The sequence below is a fragment of the Psychrobacter piechaudii genome (assembly GCF_900162825.1).
GTDB classification, from domain to species: domain Bacteria; phylum Pseudomonadota; class Gammaproteobacteria; order Pseudomonadales; family Moraxellaceae; genus Psychrobacter; species Psychrobacter piechaudii.
The window spans coordinates 1-5,053 of record NZ_FUGE01000287.1; the positions used below are offsets into that span (position 1 = coordinate 1).

Annotated in this window: 3 protein-coding genes and 2 pseudogenes; all 5 read right to left on the reverse strand. The window is 36.8% G+C overall.

Annotation, left to right across the window (positions count from 1 at the left end; translation table 11 throughout):
* A pseudogene (locus A1019T_RS12995) lies at positions 1 to 129 on the reverse strand (IS982 family transposase); the annotation flags it as partial.
* A 95-nt stretch (positions 130 to 224) separates the two neighbouring features.
* Complete coding sequence (locus A1019T_RS13000; protein WP_077452151.1) at positions 225 to 479, reverse strand: hypothetical protein; 255 nt, start codon at positions 477 to 479, stop codon at positions 225 to 227.
* Positions 480 to 481: 2 nt separating this feature from the next.
* Positions 482 to 1,627 (reverse strand): O-antigen ligase family protein, encoded by a 1,146-nt coding sequence (locus A1019T_RS13005; RefSeq protein WP_077452153.1) that lies wholly within the window; start codon positions 1,625 to 1,627, stop codon positions 482 to 484.
* Between the two features lie 1,124 nt (positions 1,628 to 2,751).
* Positions 2,752 to 3,970 (reverse strand): annotated as a pseudogene (locus tag A1019T_RS13010) (IS3 family transposase).
* A gap of 445 nt (positions 3,971 to 4,415) precedes the next feature.
* On the reverse strand, positions 4,416 to 5,053 hold a 638-nt coding region (locus A1019T_RS13015), incomplete at its 5' end, for a glycosyltransferase (RefSeq protein ID WP_167366888.1).

Genomic DNA, 5,053 nt, shown 5'->3' on the forward strand with positions numbered 1-5,053 from the left:
CTCTCGTACACTTATCTTGCATGCTCTTAATCGCTTTGTCCCATTTTCGATCAGCTGACGTTCAAATTGTGGTTTGAATGCTTGGTAAAAGTCGTCAATATGGCAGTATAATTCGGTTAGGTTGTCCATGTAAGAAGTCCTTTTTGTTGAGTTTTTATTAGTACATTAACTTTAACAATTTTGGACTTCTTTTTTTTGCCTTTTTTGACCTGCTTATCCCGAACTCAGGTTAGTTTAAGTATTTGTCTAAATCCCTTTAATCCAGGCTGGATATAAAATACCTGTGAACTACCTACTTTATTCCATTCATCAAATATTATGTCACCATAGGCGTTAGTGTCACCTAAGTCTCTATCATGAGTAACCACTTTAAAAGAAATTGAGTCGCTGGTTTGCTCGATTAAGTTCTGGAGAGTTTTTATAGGTCCACCACCTTTGTAACCAGGTAAGTAGTATCCAGAAAAAGCTAGTACTTTCAATATTATCTCCTAGAGGGGTTATTATATTTTTGATCATTAATATATAGTGCAATAATGAAGACCATGAATGCAAAGAAAGGTGATGCAAAGCCTGCTATATAGTCTTCACCAAATAGCGAGAATGGGAGTATAAGAAAATAAACGCCAATATAATAGTTTTTTGAAGTCTTATAAAATCTAAAAATTGATATGTAGTATAGGGAGTAAAAAACTATTGCTAAAGGGATTCCTATCATTACAGCTATACGCAAATAAGAGTTGTGCACATTACCAGTTCCAACACAAGAAATCTGGCCCTCCATCCCATAACCTAATAATGGCTGTTGTTGAATACAGTTAATTGCTCTTTGCCAGAAAACTGACCTACCGCTATCTGATACAGCATCACTAACCTCGAAAACCCTAAAGTTAATCTCTTGGTCTAAAAAAAATAGAAAAGGAGTGGTAAATAATAGTAGTAAAAAAAATTTTTTCCTATAGGTTTTAATCAGAGGCAAAGTAGCAATAACTGTTAAAATAAAACCTAGTCGAGACCCTGTTAGAATCACTAATATAATAGATAGGATTATATATAACCAAAAAACCATGGGTTTGATTTGGTTTTTGAATACTAATATGACTATAAGAGTACTAAAAATCCAGATACCCATCAAGTTTGGATTATTAAGGTGTCCTGAAACTCTAGGGCTAGTTGGAAAGTTTAGTAATGAATAAACTCCTGAAATTAATAATAATGCTAGAAGTAAAAGTGATAATAGGTTAGCTAAAAGTCTCGTATTTGTATAACTTATTATACCTGCAATACCTATGGGGCATAATAAAATACTTACTAGGAGTACGAGATAGCGAAAGATATCGCTCATGGTAACTATAGACCATATTAGAAGAATTGTATAAGGTATAGCCATTAGTACAATAGCTACAGGGATTCTAGATGAATTATACAGCCTAATTAATCCATAAGCGGATAGTAAAACAATCATTGTTATATAGCAGTAGTAAGAAACATTGCTTATAAAGCTAGGTACAGTGTAAGGCTTAATAAGAATATAGTTCACATTACTACTCGCAGTACCAAGTAGTGAGCTAAAGAGGATAAATAATAATGGTACTACTACTAATAAGTTATGTTGTTTAATACTATTCATGGCTTGCCTTACGAGAATAATCTAAAATAAATAGTAATATAAAAAACAAATCTATACTAGAGTTGAGTCTATTACTAAATAACCCTATGTACTGCAAAAGCCTGTATACTGAAAACTGGGATATTTTTATTTGAATGGTCGAATCAAAAGACTCAGTTTAAGTGTGTCTCTACAATAGTTGTTAATTGATAACTACCATCAACCTCTTACATTCAAGCTTGGAAGAGTTTAATTGGACAACTTGAAGATAGAAATCTATCCAAACTTTTTTTGTAAGCTCAAACTTTATTCGCTGCTGACTTGGCTGTAATCAGACTCAATACACTGTTGATAGTCTTCTGCACATTCTTTTAAATCCCACGGAGGCCTTGTATTGGCAAATTATCATAAAAGTTGTGTTGTCCGTACTCATGTAGCCTTCAAAGCCGTATTTACTTATTATTTTTCGATAATCCTCGTTAATACTGATGGTCTTTATCTGAGCGAACAATAAGTTCTTGATTAGATTGCATACCTTGAATTGCCTTATCTTAAAGCCTTGGAAACTAAATCTGATTCCACTCACATATAAATAGCCAATCAGTTCTTTAGTATACAAATCCTTAAAACCTGTTAAATAACCACAATTTCACATGTCCGTATATAAGCGATATCACGAGCTCAAGCACAGTTAAGGTCCTTGACCTTAAGCTAGGTGGACTGTCTTGGTATGACTTGAGGCAATCGTCAATTTTAAGTGCTTGTGAGGTCTGTATTTTTTTAATGAATAGAGTATAGCATGTACTTACTAATTTCATGCTCCTGTTCATTTGCATAAGCATGAAAAATCTGAGAACAATATCGATATTTGTTATCAGCGTGAGCAGATTTTACAAGCAACTCATAGCGATTTCGATATACTTTCTGGATACTGATTTAAGGTTTCATCCAGTCATAGTAACTTGATTCTGCAAGATTAAGGATTCTGTACATGCCGGTAATAATAAAATGATATTTATGATAATATCAATAATTCCATACTCGATTAACAATGCTTCGCAAAGTGCAACGTGGTATTTCATGTGCTTTTTACGCAACTTGACCCCTGCCGTCAAATCCGTATACATAAACTTGGGAGATTTTAGTTACCCAGCCTGACGATAATAATCAAACCACACCTGTCTTGGCGATCTATAGCCTAAACCCTTTTGAATTCTTGTTTGGTTGTAGTACAACTCGATATATCTAATGATATCGGTAATGGCGGCAAATCTGGTCTTATAGTCCTGATGATATATTAACTCATTCTTTAATACGCCCCAGAAGCTCTCTATAGGTGCGTTATCAAAGCAGTTACCTTTAGCGCTCATTGAGCCTGCAAGCTGATGCTGCTTGATGATCTTATGGTAGGCATGACTACAGTACTGACTGCCTCTATCAGAGTGAACGACTAGCCCTTTACTGGGTCGTTTGTTCTTGATGGCCATGTTCAATGCTTTGCATACTAGATCTGCTGTCATGCGTTTGTTGATGGCGTAACCGACAAGCTCTTTAGTGTATAAGTCTTTAACGCCTGCTAAATACAACCAACCCTCAAGCGTCCAAATATAGGTGATGTCACTGACCCACGATTGGTTAGGGCGACTGGCATCAAACTTCTGATCCAGTACGTTTGGATAGATCAGCTTGTTGTGATTGGAGTCGGTAGTGACTTTAAAGCGCTTGTGGCGACGGCATTTGATGCCATGTTCCTCTTTAATGCTTCTAACCATGTATAGGCTAATGTCATGGCCTTGCTCGGTGAGCGTTGCATGCAAACGTTCATAACCATAACGTTCTTTACTTTCACTGTGAGCGGCTTTAACGAGTAGCTCGCAATGGTTGCGATGTATCTGCTGCTCGCTGATATCGCGACTCAGCCAGTCGTAGTAACTTGAATGCTTAATTTTTAGCACACGGCACATAGTGGTGATGCTAAAGAAGTGCTGGTTATCTTTGATAAAGGCGTACCTGACTAGCTGTCACTTCGGGCAGGGCCCTCCGCCTTGCGTCACTAAAACAGTCTCCCAGACTGTTTTTTAACGCTCCTCATTTGCAAAGTACGCCGTCGCCTTTTTTAGTATCTCTCGTTCCTCTTCGGCTACTTTAAGCTGTCGTTTGAGGCGCTTGTTCTCTTCAATCACGGCTATGAGCTGTGGATCGTACTGCTCTGTTCCTACAAGCTTGCCTTGGTTGGCTTTGTTATGCCAATTAGATAAGGTCTGCATGGCGATGCCAAGCTGCTTTGCGGTCACTGAGATATTGCCATTATTGTTTGCTATCTTCTTAACGGCTTCTGCTGTAAGTTCTGATTTTCTTGGTCATGGTAAACTCCTGTGAATACGCTTAGTTTACCAAGTTTAGTTGTACGGTTTCTTCAGCATAGCTCAACCTTCAACTATCTTTTTGAACGGTTAGCTTCTCCAAGAGCTAAGATCAGCTCCGAGCCACATTGTTTGGTACTTCTAAACCGTACAAGTCCAGCTTTTTTTTGCTAATTAGGGGAGGCGGCAATAGGCAGTCTTAACTACTCTAATATAGTAGTTATACTTCCCCCATTATTCTCTATGATTTCAACTGTCTCTGATTTAAAGTTTTCACTGTATGTTTTAGCTTTCTGTGGCATGGTAAGTCACTATTTATCTTCTTTGGTCTACCAGTTTTTATGGCTTTTCTAGCATACAACGCATAATAGAAGCAATAATATAGTACGGGAATATGTACTAATCTTGTAAATATATCTGAGTTGAAAGGGCTATAGAGTCATACCTTAGTTTTTATAAAAGGGTGCAGTAGGTTTGATATTACCACTTGAAAATAAGATCTTGTCTACATATCTTGCTCCTTGAGGCGCAGTTAAAGAGGATCCCCACTTCTTTAGTAAATTGCGTTCATGCTCTGATACCTTTCCACAATCATAGTGTTTAACAAGCATACTTATAAATGATTCGGTATCATTAGTTCTGAATACACTTCCATAACCACTTTTAGCTACAACACCTGCAACCCCACAACTATCACTGCAGATAACAGGAGTGCCTTCGATAATTGCTTCAGATGCAACTACACCCCAACCATCATGTTTACTAGGCAGTAGAAGGCAGTCTGCTTCAGAGATATACCTTCTAACATTATCAATATTCTGAAAACCAAACCATTTAACACTTAACCCATACTTTTTGCTTAAAGTACGTAACTCTTGCTCTAAATCACCGCTACCGACTATCCATAGTTCGAAATCATCTCTACCTAACTCCACTAGTCTTTTTAAGGAATCTATTATAAGTTTAGGTCTTTTACGAGGTCCTAAGAAACCACAGAATATAAATATAAATTTATTTGAGCTAGATGAAATAGAGTTGTTTATATTGCTAGGAGGAATAAAATATGTGAAAGGGTAGATAATAC